This is a genomic window from Nocardioides sp. IC4_145 (assembly GCF_011250565.1).
Taxonomy (GTDB): domain Bacteria; phylum Actinomycetota; class Actinomycetes; order Propionibacteriales; family Nocardioidaceae; genus Nocardioides.
Map to the genome: position 1 here is coordinate 85,197 of NZ_JAANMS010000004.1, position 15,397 is coordinate 100,593.

Annotated in this window: 15 protein-coding genes; 9 read left to right on the plus strand and 6 right to left on the minus strand. The window is 73.8% G+C overall.

Annotated elements, in window-relative coordinates:
• The first annotated feature begins 14 nt into the window (after positions 1-14).
• Entirely contained in the window at positions 15-650 is a 636-nt protein-coding gene (locus G6553_RS03540) for a maleylpyruvate isomerase family mycothiol-dependent enzyme (protein WP_166189229.1), read from the plus strand.
• Here G6553_RS03540 and G6553_RS03545 read toward each other — a convergent pair.
• The 3 genes from G6553_RS03545 to lpdA all read right to left on the minus strand — a co-directional run bounded on the left by G6553_RS03545 (position 631) and on the right by lpdA (position 4,904).
• Positions 631-1,521, minus strand: coding sequence for a TIGR01777 family oxidoreductase (locus tag G6553_RS03545; protein WP_166189231.1), 891 nt, complete (start codon positions 1,519-1,521; stop codon positions 631-633). The genes G6553_RS03540 and G6553_RS03545 overlap by 20 nt on opposite strands.
• Before the next feature lie 76 nt (positions 1,522-1,597).
• Positions 1,598-3,481, minus strand: coding sequence for a 2-oxoglutarate dehydrogenase, E2 component, dihydrolipoamide succinyltransferase (sucB, locus tag G6553_RS03550; protein WP_166189233.1), 1,884 nt, complete (start codon positions 3,479-3,481; stop codon positions 1,598-1,600).
• Between the two features lie 31 nt (positions 3,482-3,512).
• Positions 3,513-4,904 carry a dihydrolipoyl dehydrogenase gene (lpdA, locus tag G6553_RS03555; RefSeq protein WP_347565466.1) on the minus strand — a complete coding sequence of 464 codons (1,392 nt, stop codon included), beginning with the start codon at positions 4,902-4,904 and terminating at the stop codon, positions 3,513-3,515.
• A gap of 118 nt (positions 4,905-5,022) precedes the next feature.
• Here lpdA and G6553_RS03560 point away from each other — a divergent pair, with 118 nt between their 5' ends.
• Complete coding sequence (locus tag G6553_RS03560) at positions 5,023-5,382, plus strand: hypothetical protein (RefSeq protein ID WP_207619307.1); 360 nt, start codon at positions 5,023-5,025, stop codon at positions 5,380-5,382.
• 172 nt (positions 5,383-5,554) lie between these two features.
• Complete coding sequence (locus G6553_RS03565) at positions 5,555-6,853, plus strand: HNH endonuclease signature motif containing protein (protein WP_166189236.1); 1,299 nt, start codon at positions 5,555-5,557, stop codon at positions 6,851-6,853.
• 60 nt (positions 6,854-6,913) lie between these two features.
• Here the strand turns inward: G6553_RS03565 and G6553_RS03570 are convergent, their stop codons facing one another.
• A complete protein-coding gene (locus tag G6553_RS03570) occupies positions 6,914-7,948 on the minus strand; it encodes a MerR family transcriptional regulator (RefSeq protein WP_166189238.1) in 1,035 nt (344 codons plus the stop codon).
• Between the two features lie 81 nt (positions 7,949-8,029).
• Positions 8,030-9,541, minus strand: a complete 1,512-nt coding sequence (locus G6553_RS03575; RefSeq protein WP_166189240.1) for a leucyl aminopeptidase — start codon at positions 9,539-9,541, stop codon at positions 8,030-8,032.
• Between the two features lie 39 nt (positions 9,542-9,580).
• On the opposite strand from G6553_RS03575, the gene gcvT reads away from it, so the two are divergent.
• The 6 genes from gcvT (at position 9,581) to G6553_RS03605 (ending at position 14,650) form a co-directional block, all read left to right on the plus strand.
• Entirely contained in the window at positions 9,581-10,696 is a 1,116-nt protein-coding gene (gene gcvT / locus G6553_RS03580) for a glycine cleavage system aminomethyltransferase GcvT (RefSeq protein ID WP_166189241.1), read from the plus strand.
• A gap of 65 nt (positions 10,697-10,761) precedes the next feature.
• On the plus strand, positions 10,762-10,950 hold the full coding sequence (locus G6553_RS03585) for a hypothetical protein (RefSeq protein ID WP_166189309.1): 189 nt from the start codon (positions 10,762-10,764) through the stop codon (positions 10,948-10,950).
• Between the two features lie 19 nt (positions 10,951-10,969).
• On the plus strand, positions 10,970-12,439 hold the full coding sequence (locus G6553_RS03590) for a hypothetical protein (RefSeq protein WP_166189243.1): 1,470 nt from the start codon (positions 10,970-10,972) through the stop codon (positions 12,437-12,439).
• A gap of 10 nt (positions 12,440-12,449) precedes the next feature.
• Positions 12,450-13,301, plus strand: coding sequence for a PhzF family phenazine biosynthesis protein (locus G6553_RS03595; protein ID WP_347565467.1), 852 nt, complete (start codon positions 12,450-12,452; stop codon positions 13,299-13,301).
• A 34-nt stretch (positions 13,302-13,335) separates the two neighbouring features.
• Complete coding sequence (locus G6553_RS03600; protein WP_166189245.1) at positions 13,336-14,145, plus strand: thymidylate synthase; 810 nt, start codon at positions 13,336-13,338, stop codon at positions 14,143-14,145.
• 10 nt (positions 14,146-14,155) lie between these two features.
• On the plus strand, positions 14,156-14,650 hold the full coding sequence (locus tag G6553_RS03605) for a dihydrofolate reductase (protein WP_166189247.1): 495 nt from the start codon (positions 14,156-14,158) through the stop codon (positions 14,648-14,650).
• Between the two features lie 130 nt (positions 14,651-14,780).
• Here G6553_RS03605 and G6553_RS03610 read toward each other — a convergent pair whose 3' ends face one another.
• The gene (locus G6553_RS03610) at positions 14,781-15,371 is read right to left on the minus strand and encodes a hypothetical protein (protein ID WP_166189249.1); all 591 of its coding nucleotides are present in this window, start codon (positions 15,369-15,371) and stop codon (positions 14,781-14,783) included.
• Between the last annotated feature and the right edge of the window lie 26 nt (positions 15,372-15,397).

Sequence of the window (15,397 nt, forward strand, 5' to 3'; positions counted from 1 at the left end):
GCCAGGATGGCCCCATGGACCTCTTCGAGGAGATCGCCGACGAGCGTCGCGCGCTGGCCGACCTGCTGACCGGCCTGGCGCCGGAGGCGCAGGCGACGCCGAGCCTGTGCGCGGAGTGGGACGTGCACGCGGTCGTCGGCCACCTGGTCGTGCCGCTCGAGGTGGGCCTCGCGAAGTTCGCGCTCGCGATGGTCCGCAGCCGCGGGAGCTTCGACCGCGCGAACGCCCGGCTGGCCCGCGAGTGGGCGCAGCGGCCCTTCGAGGAGCTCCTCGGCGTGCTGCGGGAGCGGGCCGAGTCGCGGTTCACGCCACCAGGGATGGGACCGGAGGCGCCGCTCACCGACCTGCTCGTGCACGGCCTGGACGTCCGGTGGCCGCTCGGCATCGAGCGCGAGGTCCCTGCCGGGCGGCTCCGCGCGACGCTGGACTTCGTGGCCGGCGCCCCGGGCGGCATCGTGCCGCCGGGCAGCCTCGACGGTCTCCGGTTCGAGGCGGACGACCTCGACTGGGCGGCCGGCGACGGCCCGACGGTGAGCGGCAGGGCCGAGGCGCTGCTGCTCGGCCTCACCGGTCGCAGCGCCGCCCTCGGCCACCTCGACGGCGACGGGCTGGCGACGCTGCGCGGCCGGCTCAGCGCAGCCCGGTCCTGAGCACCGCCTCGACGTCGCGGTCGCGGAAGGTGAAGCCGGCCGCCTCGAGCGCCGCGGGGCGGACGTTCAGCGAGCCCAGCAGCTCCGGCGCCATCGCACCGGCGCCGGCCTTCAACGCCAGGGAGGGGACCGGCAGCACCGCCGGCCGGTGCACGGCGCGGGCGAGCGCGCGGGTGAACGCAGCGTTCGTCGGGGTCTCCGGGCAGGTCAGGTTGACCGGGCCGCTGACCGTGTCGTGCTCCGCGAGGAAGACCACCGCGTCGACCCAGTCGCGCAGGGAGATCATCGCCATGTGCTGCCTGCCGGTGCCGAGCCGGGCGCCGAGACCGGCCTTGAACAGCGGGAGCAGCGTCTTCAGCGGAGCCGCCCGGCGGTCCATCACCGGCGCGGTCCGCAGGTAGCAGACCCGGGCGCCGGCCTCCACCGCCGGCTGCGCGGCCGCCTGCCACTCCCGCGTCACCTCGGTCAGCAGCGCGTGCCCGCGGCTGTCGGACTCCTCGGTGAGCACCTGGTCGCCGTGGTCGCCGTAGTAGGAGATGCCGTTGCCCGCGAGGTACGCCGGCGGGCGGGGCGCCTCGGCGACCGCCCGCGCGAGCACCCGCGTCGAGGTCACCCGGCTCTCGCGCAGCTCCTGCGCCCAGCGGCTCGAGTGCGGGTTGCCGAGCGTGGGGGAGCCGGCCAGGTTCACCACCACGTCCGAGGCCGCGATGACGGACGCATCTACCGCGCCCTCACTCGGTGACCACGACGTCTCCTGCGGTGATGTGGACGGCCTCCGTACGAGCCGGGTGACGTCGTGCCCCCGACCCAGCAGCGCGTCGACGAGGTGGCTGCCGAGGAAGCCGGACGAGCCGGCGATCACGATCCGCATGTCCCGAGCCTCGCAGGACGCACAAGGGGCCCGGGACCTGTGCGGTCCCGGGCCCCTGGCGTGGAGCAGGTGGTGCTCAGACGTCGAAGACGCCGGCCTCCAGGCGCTTCTTGACGTCCTGGAGGAAGCGGCCCGCGTCGGCGCCGTCGACCAGGCGGTGGTCGTAGGTCAGCGCGAGGTAGACCATGTGGCGCACCGCGATCGTCTCGCCGAGGTTCGGGTCGTCGATGACGACCGGGCGCTTGACGACGGCACCCGGGCCGAGGATGGCGACCTGCGGCTTGTTGATGATCGGGGTGTCCCACAGGGCGCCCACGCTGCCGAGGTTGGTGATCGTGAAGGTGCCGCCGGACAGCTCGTCGGGACCGATCTTGTTGGTCCGGGTGCGCTGCGCGACGTCCGCGATCTTCTTGGCCAGGCCGGCGATCGACAGGTCGCCGGCCTCCTTGATCACCGGGGTGATCAGGCCCTTCTCGGTGTCCACCGCGATCGCGAGGTTCTCGCGGTCGTAGTAGGTGATCTCGCCGGCTTCGGTGTCGATCCCAGCGTTCAGCTTCGGGTGCTGCTTGAGCGCGTCGATCGCGGCCTTGGCGAAGAACGGCAGGTACGACAGCTTCACGCCCTCGCGGGCGTGGAAGTCGGCCTTCACCGCGTCGCGCAGCCGCGCGATGTTGGTGACGTCGACCTCGATGACCTGCGTGAGCTGGGCGCCGGTCTGCAGCGAGTCGACCATGCGCTCGGCGATGATCTTGCGCAGCCGGCTGATCTTCTCGGTCGTCCCGCGCAGCGGCGACGGCGTGACCGACGGCGCCTGCTGCTGGCCGGCGGCCGGAGCCTGCTGCGGGGCGGCCGGCTGGGCCGGGGCCTGCTGGGCCTCCTTGGCCTTCGCGGCGGCTTCGAGGACGTCCTGCTTGCGGATGCGGCCGCCGACGCCGGTGCCCTCGACGGTCGACAGGTCGACGTCGTGCTGGGCCGCGAGCTTGCGGACCAGCGGGGTGACGTAGCCGGAGCCGTCGGAGGTCTTCTCCGAGCGCGCCTGCTCCTTGTCGCCGCTGCTGCTGTCGTCGGAGCTGCGCTCGCCGGTGTCGGGCGACTGCGAGCTCGGGGCCGGGGCGGTCTCGTCGGCCTGCTCGTGGTCCTTCTCGGGCTCGGGCTGCTCGGTGGCGGCCTCGCCCTCGTCGGTCGGCTGGGTCGGCTTGGTCTCCTCCTCGGCCGGGCTCGGCTCGGGCGCCTTCTCCTCGGCCTTCTCCTCGGCCTTCTCCTCGGCCTGAGGCGCGGCGTTCTTGTCGCCGATGATCGCCAGCTCGGCGCCGACCTCGACGGTCTCGTCCTCGTCGGCCTTGATCTCGAGCAGGGTGCCCGCCACCGGGGAGGGGATCTCGGTGTCGACCTTGTCGGTCGAGACCTCGAGCAGCGGCTCGTCGACCGCGACCTCGTCGCCGACCGACTTCAGCCAGCGCGTGACGGTGCCCTCGGTCACCGACTCGCCCAGCGCCGGCAGCGTGACCGGCGTACCGCCGCCGCCACCGCCACTGCCGCCGGAGGAGGCGGCGGGTGCGTCGGACTTCTCCTTCTCGGGCGTCTCGTCGCCCGGGGGCAGGTCGCCGGTCTCCTCGGCGATCTCCTCCTCCTGCTCGGCCTTCTTCTCCGACTCGGCCTCGTCCTTGGGCTGCGCCTCGGGCTCGGCGGACTCCTGGGCGGAGTCGTCGCCGCCGCCCTCGCCCTCGTCACCGATCAGCGCGAGCACGGCGCCGACCTCGACGGTGTCGTCCTCCTGGGCCTTGATCTCGAGCAGGGTGCCCGCGACCGGCGAGGGGATCTCGGTGTCGACCTTGTCGGTGGAGACCTCGAGCAGCGGCTCGTCCACGGCGACCGAGTCGCCCACGGACTTCAGCCAGCGGGTGACGGTGCCTTCGGTGACGGATTCGCCGAGGGCCGGGAGGTTGACTTCGGTGGCCATGAGTTCCTTCGCTCTTCGGTGGTTGCGGTGGTCAGGAGTGCGCGTGGAGGGGCTTGCCGGCCAGAGCCAGGTGCGCCTCGCCGAGCGCCTCGTTCTGCGTGGGGTGGGCGTGGACGAGCGGGGCGACGTCCTCCGGGTACCCCTCCCAGCCGTAGATCAGCTGGGCCTCCCCGACGAGCTCGCCCACGCGCTCGCCGACCAGGTGGATGCCGACGACGGGGCCGTCGGTGCGACGGACGAGCTTCACGAAGCCCTGCGTCTTGAGGATCTGGCTCTTGCCGTTGCCGCCGAGGTCGTAGGTCACCGTCTCGACGCCGTCGGCGCCGAACCGCTCCGTGGCGGTCCGCTCGTCGAGCCCGACCGAGGCGACCTCGGGGGAGGAGTACGTCACGCGGGGGATCGCCGTCTCGTCGACCGGCCGCGGGTCGAGCCCCGCGATGTCCTCGGCCACGAAGATGCCCTGCTGGAAGCCGCGGTGCGCGAGCTGGAGCCCCGGGACGATGTCGCCGACGGCGTACACGCCCTCGACATCGGTGCGGCAGCGCTCGTCGGTCAGCACGAACCCGCGCTCCATGGCGATGCCCTGCTCGTCGTACCCCAGGCCATCGGTGACCGGACCGCGGCCGACCGCGACGAGCAGCAGCTCGGCCTCGATCGTGCTCTGCTCGCCGGCCTCGGTCTCGACGGTCACCGCGACGCCGTCGTCGGTACGCGCCACCGACGAGAAGCGGGTGCCGGTGCGGAAGGCGATGCCGCGCTTGCGGAACGCGCGCTCGAGCGCCTTGGAGCTGGCCTCGTCCTCGGCCGCGACGAGGCGGGGGAGCGCCTCGACGATGGTGACGTCGGCGCCGAAGCTGCGCCACACGCTCGCGAACTCGCACCCGATCACGCCGCCGCCGAGCACCACGACGCTGCGCGGAACGCGGTCGAGCTGCAGGGCGTGGTCGGAGGTGAGGACCCGCTCGCCGTCGACCTCGAGGCCAGGGAGGCTGCGGGCGTAGGAGCCGGAGGCCAGCACGACGTGGCGGCCGGTGATCGTGGTGTCGCCGACGGTGACCTGCTTCGGGCCGGTGAGCCGGCCCTCGCCCTCGACCACGGTGATGCCGCGGCTCTTGACCAGGCCGGTGAGGCCCTTGAAGAGGCGGTTGACGACGCCGTCCTTGTACGTGTTGACGCCCGCCATGTCGATGCCGTCGAGCGTGGCCCGGACGCCGAACTGCTCGGCCTCGCGCGCGCTGTCGGCGACCTCGGCCGCGTGCAGCAGCGCCTTGGTCGGGATGCAGCCGACGTGCAGGCAGGTGCCGCCCACCTTGGCCTTCTCGACGAGTCCCACGGTCAGGCCGAGCTGGGCCGCGCGGAGCGCGCAGGCATAGCCACCGGAACCCGCACCGAGGATGAGTACGTCGTAGTCGGCGTCGGCCACCGTGGTCCTTCCCTGTCGGCCTCGCCTCCTCTGGATCGCAGAGGAGCGCCCGACCATCTTTGCACCCTTTCCGGGCGTGTCCACACCGGGTCGGGCCCGCCCCGGCAGACTGGTGCCCATGGCATGGACCGACCGATTCCGACGTCGCCCGCGGACGAGCAAGCCCGCGACCGACGGCTACCGCACCGGCTCGACGCGGGTGCGTGCGTCGGACAAGGTGGACGAGCAGCACCTGCGCACCTGGGTCGAGGAGCGTCGCGGCGTCGAGGGGTTCGTCGAGCCCCGCACCGCCGTCAGCGACGTGACCCTCCTCCTCGTCGCCCACGACGGCGAGTGGACCCGCCGCCGCGTCCCCTCGGTCGAGTGGGCCCACAGCTTCTGCAACGGCTTCCAGATCCCCTCCTACGACGCCGCCGTCGTCGGCATTCCCCAGCGGATGCGTGACTACAACCGGCGCCGCAAGCAGCAGGGGCTGTAGGCCGCCCGCTGGTCGGTCAGCGAGCCCTGGCGAGCGTCGGCGAAACCGCTGCGGCGTCCGCCCGGCTGGTTGAGGAGGCCGGCCACGGCCGTCTCGAAACCCGCCGACGGGCGCGTCCACAGCCGACCGCGCGGTCCTTCCATACGAACGCCTGTTCGAGTAGAATGGGGCCATGGCATTGGCCCACCTCGCGCCACCCGAGACCCCGCTGGACGACCCAGCGGACGTCCTCGCGGCCGCTCGGGCGAGCCAGCGTGAGGCCGACGCGGCGGAGGTCCGCGTCCTGCAGGCGGCGGTCGAGTGGTGCGCCATGCACCCCGCCGACTCCCTGACCGAGTCGGCGTCCTGGGCGACCATGCAGGGCTTCGGTGACCAGCCCGTCGGTCTCGCCGGCGACGGTGCGCCCCTGGTGACGGAGTTCGCGGTCGTCGAGCTCGCCGCCGCGCTCGGGAAGTCGCTGGACGCGGGCCGCGCGTACCTGTCCGAAGCGCTCGAGCTGCGCTACCGACTGCCCAAGATGTGGGCCAAGACCACCAGCGGCAACCTCCCCGCGTGGAAGGCCCGGACGATCGCCCGCAAGACCCTTGCGTTGCCGATGAAGGGCGCACGGTTCGTCGACACCCACGTCGCCCACTGCGCCGCGTCGATCAGCCCATCCGCTCTGGCCCGGCTGGTCGACGAAGCACTCGTCCGGTTCGACCCCGACGAGGCCGAGCGGATCCGGTTCGAACGCACCGAGACCCGCCACGTCACCATCCAGACCCGCCAGGTCACCTTCGACGGCCACGTCGACGTCTGGGCCACCCTCGACCTCGCCGACGCCCTCGACCTCGAGGACGCAGTGGCGAAGGGCGCCGACCGCCTCGCCGCCCTCGGCTCGAAGGAAGCCGAGGGGTCGCGCCGCGCCACCGCGCTCGGCGACATGGCCCGCCGGCAGCTCGTGCTGGAGTTCGACACCGACCCCAAGCCCTTGGTCGTCCACGTCCACCAGACGGCTGACGGCACCGTCGACCACGTCGTCCGCGTCGAGAACGTCCGCGGCTCCGTCCTCACCGGTCAGCTCGCCGAGTGGTGCACCCGCGCCGCAAGGATCACCGTCAAACCCGTCATCGACCTGGCCGAACGCATCCACGTCGAGGCCTACGAAGTCCCGGACCGCCTCTCCGAGCAGACCCGGCTGCGTGACCACCACTGCGTCTTCCCCTGGTGCACCCGCCCCGCCACCGCCGCCTCCCAGGTCGACGACGACCACGTCGTCCCCCACAACCGCGGCGGCCCCACCGCCACCGAGAACATCGGCCCCCTCTGCCGACGCCACCACCGAGCCAAGACCCACGGCGGCTGGCAACAGACCTCGCCATCACCAGGCACCTACCGCTGGACCAGCCCGTCCGGCACGACGTACACCGTCGACCACCACGGCACCGTCGACCACGACACCGACCCACCCGGCAACCCGCCACCGCAGTAGCCGCCTAGCCCGCGCCCCGCCGAAGCACCCAGCCGGCGGGGCACCGGCACGTCCGGGCCCTCAGGCCAGCAGGTCGACGACGGCCACCGACCAGTTGTCGGGGGCACCTGCGACCTCGACGGCTCCTGCGACGGCGTCTGCCACCACGTCGGGCTCGGCTCCGGCCACCAGGAGAGCGGCCAGCTCGGCGGCATCGAGCGCGGAGTGGACGCCGTCGGTGGTGAGGACGAGCCGGTCACCCGGCTGGACCGCGCGGATCGCGAGGTCGGGACGGGGAGAGATGTCCGCGGCGAGCGCCCGGTTCAGCACGGCACGCCGGTCGTCGAGCCGGGCTTCGTCCGCGGACAGCCGCCCCTCGTCGACGAGGGTCTGCACGACGGTGTGGTCGCGGGTCAACCGCTCGACCCGGCCGCCCCGGACGAGGTAGGCGCGGGAGTCGCCGAGGTGGGCGAGGAGGGCGTCGGTCCCGGTGACGACCAGTGCGGTGATCGTCGTGCCGTCCTGGGGTCCCGCCCCTGTTGCTGCGACCGCCTTCGCGGCACGACGTACGGCGTCGTCGAGCTCCACGACGGAGCGTGGGTCGCCGAGGGCGGCCAGTGCGGCCTCGGCGATCCCGCTGGTGCCGCCGAACCCGTCGGCCACGGCGACCAGGGGGCGGTCGACGCGGACGGCGTCCAGCTGGGTGTCGCGGGCGCCGACGCCGGTGCGGGCGGCGCTGCTGAAGTGGGGGGTCAGGACGTGGGACACGGGTTCCTCCTCGGGGGACAGCTCCTCGACGAGTTCCGCCACGACGCCGCGGGCGGTGGCGGTGTCGGCCTCGACCTGGCGCCAGTACGACGTCAGCTCGGCCACCGCGGCGGCCGGCGGGAGGTCGGCGACGACCCGGATCCGGGCCAGCGGCATGCCGGCGAGGCGCAGCCGCGCGACCAGCCGGGCGCGGGCGAGCTGGCCGGTGGCGTACCGCCGATAGCCGGTGGCGGCGTCCACCTCCGCCGGCGTCAGCAGCGCCATCTCGTCGTAGAGCCGCAGCGCCTTGACGCTCAGGCCGCTGGCGCGGGCGAAGTCCCCGATGGTGAGCAGCGGTTCGTCGGGCATCTCGCCTCCTCGTCACCGGCGCGGGTGCGTCGGTGACGGCACGGTGCTGCCTGCCCCAGGGGCAGGGTCAAGCCTCGCGGGTCAGCCGCGGGCGACGAGCGCCCGGGCGTAGTCGACGAGGGTGGCGACGGCGACGCCGGTGCCGCCGGAGGTGACGTGGCCCGACGGTCCGCCGGAGGCGAACGACGGGCCGGCGATGTCGAGGTGGGCCCAGGGGAGACCGGCGGTGAACTCGCGCAGGAACGCGGCGGCGTACAGCCCGCCACCCCAGCGGATCCAGTCGTGCTGGGCGAGGTCGGCGACCTTGCTGGAGGTGATCCGCTCCCGCATGTGCTCGGGGATCGGCATCGGCCAGAACTCCTCGCCGGCCACGACGGCGGCGTCGAGCACGTCCTGGACGACGGCGTCGGTGCCCATGACGCCGGCGACCTTGTCGCCGAGTGCGACGACCATGTGGCCGGTGAGGGTGGCGACGTCGAGGATCGTGTCGGGCTGCTTCTCGGTGGCGCGGACGAGGGCGTCGGCGAGGATGAGCCGGCCCTCGGCGTCGGTGTTGAGGACCTCGACCGTGGTGCCGCCGTAGATGCGCAGCACGTCGCCGGGGCGGGTGGCGTTGCCGGAGATCATGTTCTCGGCCATGGGGACGAACGTGCTGACCTTGACCGGCAGCCCGAGCGCGGCGATCGCGAGCGTCGCCTGGACGACGGCGGCGGCGCCGGCCATGTCGGACTTCATCTCGTGCATGCCCTGCGCCGGCTTGATCGACAGGCCACCGGAGTCGAACGTGATGCCCTTCCCGACCAGTGCCAGGTGGTGCTTCGCGCCGCGGGGGGCGTAGGTGAGCTCGACCAGCCGGGGCGGGGCGTCCGAGCCGGCGCCGACGCCGAGGATGCCGCCGCAGCCGAGCTCGGCGAGCGCGGCCTCGTCGTGGACGGTGATCCCGATCTTGGGTGCGCCGCGGCCCTTGGTGGCGGCCTTCGTCGCAGCGACGACGGCGTCGGCGAACGCGGGCGGGCGGAGGTCGCCGGGAGGGGTGTTCACCCAGTCGCGGGTGGCGGCCACGGCGTCCGCGACGACCTGCGCCTCCTCCAGCGCGGTGGCCGCCTCCTTCTTCCGGGCGGCGGGGGAGAGCACGACGACCTCGGCCGGCGCGGAGTCCTTCGCGTCCTTGGCGTCCTTCTTGTACGCCGTGAACGCGTAGCCGCCCAGCCGGTGGCCCTCGACCACGGCGCGGACCAGGTCGGGTGTCGCGGCGGGCAGCGCGAGCGCGACCGAGGCGGCGTTGGTGACCGCACGCGACGCGGCGCCAGTCGCACGGCGTACGCCGGCGGGCGTGACCTCCTTGCCGAGCCCGACGAGCACGAGCAGCGGCGTCGCGACCGTGTCGCCGGTCGGCACCTTCACGACCTCGCCGGTCTTGCCGGTCACCCCGAGGGTGGACAGCAGCGGACGCAGCTTGCGGCCGTAGGCCTTGGCGACGTCGTCGCCGCCCTCGGCGAGCTCGGGGCCGTCACCGCCCTGCAGGACGCCGACCACCACCGCGTCGGCCTTGGTCTTGGCGGGGCTGGCATTGCGCAGGGTGTACGACGTCACCCGAGGAAGGATAGACACGTGCTGGGGTAGGTTCCGGTCATGGCTGAGGACCCCACCCTGCTGCGGTCGCCCCTCCACGAGCGGCACGTCGCGCTCGGCGCGAAGATGGCGGAGTTCGGCGGCTGGTCGATGCCGCTGGAGTACGCCGCCGGCACGGTCAAGGAGCACACGGCGGTACGCGAGGCGGTCGGCGTGTTCGACGTCAGCCACCTCGGCAAGGCGCTCGTGTCGGGCCCCGGCGCCGCGGCGTACGTCAACAGCACGCTGACCAACGACCTCGGACGGATCGAGCCGGGCAAGGCGCAGTACACGCTGTGCTGCGACGAGGAGACCGGCGGCGTCGTCGACGACCTCATCGTCTACCTGCACGACGACGAGCACGTGCTGCTCGTCCCGAACGCCGCCAACACCGCCGAGGTGGTCCGCCGGCTCCAGGCCCAGGCGCCCGAGGGCGTCACGGTCGATGACCAGCACCGCGACCACGCCGTGCTGGCCGTCCAGGGTCCGCGGTCCGACGAGGTGCTCACCGCGGTCGGGCTGCCGGCCGGCCACGACTACATGTCGTTCGTCGTCGCGCCGTTCGCCGGCACCGAGGTCGTGGTCTGCCGCACCGGCTACACCGGCGAGCGCGGCTACGAGCTGATCGCCCCCGCCGGCGCGGCCCCCGCGCTCTGGGACGCCCTGGTCGAGGCGGGCGAGCCGCACGGGATGCTCGCCTGCGGCCTGGGTTCGCGCGACACGCTGCGCACCGAGATGGGCTACCCGCTGCACGGCCAGGACATCTCCCTCGACGTCACCCCGAACGAGGCGCGGATCGGTTGGGCCGTCGGCTGGTCGAAGCCGGCGTTCTGGGGTCGCGACGTGCTGCTCGCCGAGCGCGAGGCCGGCCCGAAGCGGGTGCTGCGCGGGCTCGTCGCGACCGGCCGGGGCATCCCGCGGCCGGGCATGAGCGTCTCGCTGACCGCCGACGTGCTGCTGGGTGAGGTCACCTCGGGCACGTTCTCCCCGACGCTGCGCAAGGGCGTCGGACTGGCGCTGCTGCCGGCGTTCGTGGACCCCGAGGCCGAGGTCGGTGTCGACATCCGCGGCCGGCGCGAGATCTTCCAGCTGACCAAGCCGCCGTTCGTGCGGAGCAACGTCCGGAGCGCCGAGTGAACCTCCCCGAGCAGCCCAGCACCTTCCGCCCGCCGACGGAGTCCGAGCGCCCCTGGTGGTGGCGGCTGGAGAACGCCGCCGGCGAGGAGGTCGGGGTCGAGGGCGACCTCGGCGCCGAGCGCTTCTCCAACCAGTCCGACGCCGAGTCGTGGGTGGGCGAGGTCTTCGCCGAGCTGGCCGCCGCGGGGGTCGACGCGGTGACGCTCTTCGAGCTCGACCGTCGCGTCTACGGCCCCATGTCGCTGCACCCCTAGCGACCCGGCGGGAGGACGGTTGCGCGCGGCGGACGACTTCCCGGACTACCTCGCCGCGCGGTGGGCGCCCCTGGTGCGCGTCGTCGTCCTGCTCGGCTGGTCGCTTCCCCTCGCCGAGCGCATCGTCGCCGCCGCCCTCGGCTCCTGCCGCCGGGACTGGCGCGAGCTGAGCGACACCGGCGACCTCGACGGCGAGGTGCTCGCCACCCTGACGGCGACCACGGCCCAGGCCCGTCGGCACCGCTTCGGTCCGGACGGCCCCGAAGGGCCCGCCGACCCCACGGACGCCGACGCCGTCGACCACCACGTCGCCACCTACGCCGCCCTCGACGCCCTGCTCGACCGCGAGCGGACCAGGCTCGCCGTGGCAGCGGTGCTCGGCCGGGGGAGGACCGACCACGCGGCGCTCGTCGACGACGTACGCCGTCTGGCGACGGCCGTGCGGGTAGGGCCGGCGCCCGCGCCGGCGGACCTGCCGACCCGGCTGGTGCCGCGGCGCACCGGCCGGCTGGTGCTCGTCGGTGCGGCCGTGGTCGCGCTGCTGGTGGCGGCGACGTACGCGCTGGGCGTCGTCCGCCCCGACGAGACCGACAGCCCCGACGACCCGGACCAGCCGAGACTCCAGCGCCTCGCCCCGGTCGAGGTGGAGGAGGCGCCGAACCCGGCGCCCGTGTCGTGGTGGGCCGACGGCGTGCTGCACCTCGCCGCGGTGTCGTTGCGCGTGCCGGAGGTCGTCGACCTGGCCGCGGTCCACGACGGCGCGGTCGTCACCGACGACGACGGGCGGGTCGTGCGCGTGCGCCTGGACGGCGCGCGGACCGTGCTCGGCCGGTACGTCCGGGAGTCGGGGCTCGCGGTCGACGACGGGACGCTGATCGCCTGGATCGAGCCCGACGGGACGGTGGTCGTCCACGACCTGTTCACCGACCGGGACGTGGACCGCCGCCGCCTCGACATCGTCGACCTGGCCACCGTGCGGGTGGTCAGCCTCGACGGCGGCGCGGTCCACCTCACGTCCTCCTACGGCGACGTCCGGTGGGCGCCGGGGGACAGCTCGACGACCGTGACGCAGCCGCCGGTGCTGGTCGACCGCGCGTCGGGGGCCACGCTGAGCCGGGTCGGTCCGGGGACCGTCCGCGTCGAGCAGCCGTTCTTCAGCGTGGGCTTCACGCGTCCGGGCGACGGCGGGTCGGTCTCGCCGGACGGCGCGGTCGCGATCACCACCGCGGCGGACGACCGGTCGACGCTCGGCGTCGTCCGGGCGTACGACGCCCGCTCCGGCGAGCGGCTCCCCACCGGCTTGGGGCCGGACGACGCCGTGCTCGCTCTCGAGCCCGGACGCCCTGACCTCGTCACCTACGTCGTCGTCGCGCGGGCCGCCACGTCCGACCGGCTCGAGCTGCGCACCTGCCGGCTCCGCACCGGTCGCTGCCGCACCCATGTGACGGTGCCGGCGAGCGACGGCGTACCGGTCCTCGCCGCGCCGTAGGGTCGACCGGGTGACCAGCCCCGCGCGCTCCCTGCCGTTCCGCCAGGTCGACGTCTTCTCCAGCGAGCCGCTGCTCGGCAACCCGGTGGCCGTCGTCCACGACGCCGACGACCTGACCGACGAGCAGATGGCGGCGTTCGCGCGGTGGACGAACCTCTCGGAGACGACGTTCCTCCTGGCGCCCACCGACCCGGCCGCGGACTACCGGCTGCGGATCTTCACCCCCGGCGCAGAGCTGCCGTTCGCCGGCCACCCCACCCTCGGCAGCGCGCACGCCTGGCTCGAGGCGGGCGGCGTGCCCGCGGGGGAGGACGTCGTGCAGGAGTGCGGCGCCGGGTTGGTGCGCCTGCGTCGGGGTGAGGTGCTCGCCTTCGAGGCGCCGCCGCTGACCCGGTCCGGTCCGGTCGACGAGGCGGACCTCGACGGCGTGGCCGCCGCGCTGCGCGTCGGCCGCGACGACCTCGTCGACGCGGCCTGGATCGACAACGGCCCCGGGTGGGTCGGCGTGCTGCTGCGCGACGCCGACGCGGTGCTGGCGCTCCGGCCCGACTTCGCGGCGATCGGCGACCTGAAGATCGGCGTCGTCGGCGAGCACCCCGCAGGGCACGAGGCGGCCGTCGAGGTCCGCGCGTTCTGCCCGGAGTACGGCGTCCCGGAGGACCCGGTCACCGGCAGCCTCAACGCCGGGATCGGCCAGTGGCTCGCGGGCACCCGCCTGCCGGCGTCGTACGTCGCGGCGCAGGGGACCGCGGTCGGCCGGCGGGGCCGCGTCCACGTCGCCCGCGACGTGCCCGGGGAGGGGGGAGCCGTCCACGTCGGCGGCGCCACCCGCACCACCATCACCGGCACGCTGGACCTCTGAGCGGAGCCGGCGCCGAGCAACTAGGCTCGTCCCCGTGCAGCAGTACCTCGACCTCCTCCGCCGTGTCCTCGACGAGGGCGTCGAGAAGGGCGACCGCACCGGCACCGGCACGCTGAGCGTGTTCGGCCACCAGATGCGGTTCGACCTGCAGGCCGGCTTCCCGCTGGTGACGACCAAGAAGGTGCACATCAGGTCGGTCTTCGGGGAGCTGCTGTGGTTCCTGCGCGGCGACACCAACGTGCGCTGGTTGCAGGAGCGCGGCATCTCGATCTGGGACGAGTGGGCCGACGAGCAGGGCGAGCTGGGTCCGGTCTACGGCCACCAGTGGCGGTCCTGGCCGACGCCCGACGGCCGCACGGTCGACCAGCTCGCGCAGGTGGTCGAGCAGATCCGGCGCGACCCCGACTCCCGCCGGCACATCGTGTCGGCGTGGAACGTCGCGGACATCCCGGACATGGCGCTGGCGCCGTGCCACACGATGTTCCAGTTCTACGTCGCGCCGCAGGCCGACGGACCGGGCCGGCTGTCCTGCCAGCTCTACCAGCGCTCGGGCGACGTCTTCCTCGGCGTGCCGTTCAACATCGCCTCCTACGCGCTGCTGACCCACATGGTCGCCCAGGTGACCGGCCTCGAGGTCGGCGACTTCGTGCACACGCTCGGCGACGCGCACCTCTACCTCAACCACCTCGACCAGGCCCGGCTCCAGCTCACCCGCGAGCCGCGGCCGCTGCCGCGACTGGTGCTCGACCCGACCGTCACCGAGGTCGACGCGCTCGAGCTCGAGCACATCGAGGTCGCCGGCTACGACCCGCACCCGGGCATCAAGGCGCCGATCGCCGTATGAGCGCCCGCCGATGACACCCGGCGGGAAGCGCGTCGTGCTCGTCGCGGCGGTGGCGGCCAACGGCGTCATCGGCAACGGCGCGGACATCCCGTGGCGGATCCCCGGCGAGCAGAAGCGGTTCAAGGAGCTCACCTGGGGCCACGTGCTGCTCATGGGCCGCACGACCTACGACTCGATCGGCCGCCCGCTGCGCGGCCGCACCACCGTGGTGCTGACCCGCGACCCGTCATGGACCGCCGACGGTGTCCTCGTCGCCCACGACCTCGCCGAGGCGCTGGCCCTCGCCGACGGGCTCCAGGGCGACGTGATGGTCGCCGGCGGCGCCCAGGTGTACGCCGCCGCGCTCGCCGTCGCCGACGAGCAGGTGATCTCCGAGGTCCACCTCGAGCCGGCCGGCGACGTGCTCTACCCCGCCGTCGATCGGGGGGAGTGGCGCGAGGTCTCCCGCGAGCCCGCCGAGGGCTACGACGTCGTCCGCTGGGAGCGGCGTACCACCGCTTCCTGAGGGCGCCGGCCGGTGACCGGGGTCGTGTGCCTGACGACGCGTCACGGCTCGTTCTAGGGCACACGACCGCGACGGGCCGGCACAGTCCGGCGCAATTGCGCGGTTTCAGCGCCCGGCCGGGCCCCGAGGCTCAACGCGCCGAGCGGTAGACCTCGAGGTCGGCGGCGTAGTGCTCCTCGAGCCGCGCGCGCGTCCGCGGCGAGACGTCCAGCTCGCGCGCCGGTGAGGCGTTGGCGCGCGAGGGAGCGGACAGGTCGACGCCGAGCCGGTCGGCCATCCAGGCGGCGGCGTCCTCGAGGTGCTCGTAGCGGTAGATCCGCTCGACGATGACCTTGCCGTCGACGTCGGAGACGAAGTTCGCCGAGCTGCCCAGGTTGAGCTCGCCGGCCAGGATCTGCTCGGCGAACTCCTCGAACGCCATGCCGCCGGTGTAGCGCGGCTTGCCCTCGAACCCGGGCCGCGCGCGGTAGCGCCACCACGACGCCGCCCAGTCCACCGGCTCGCGCACGAGGCAGACCAGCTCGTAGCTCTCCCGCGGGAAGCCGTAGGCCTCCAGCGTCGGCGCGATCCGCTGCTCGAAGGTCCGCGCCCGCATGTGCTTCATCGTGGGCGGCTTGCGGACGACGAGCTGCGCGTGGGCGTCGAAGCGCCGCTGGATCGCCGTCGAGCCGGTCTTGGTCATCGAGAGGAAGACGAACCCGGCGTGCGCCATGGCGAGCATGGTGCAGACCGTATCGGCCGTGCTGG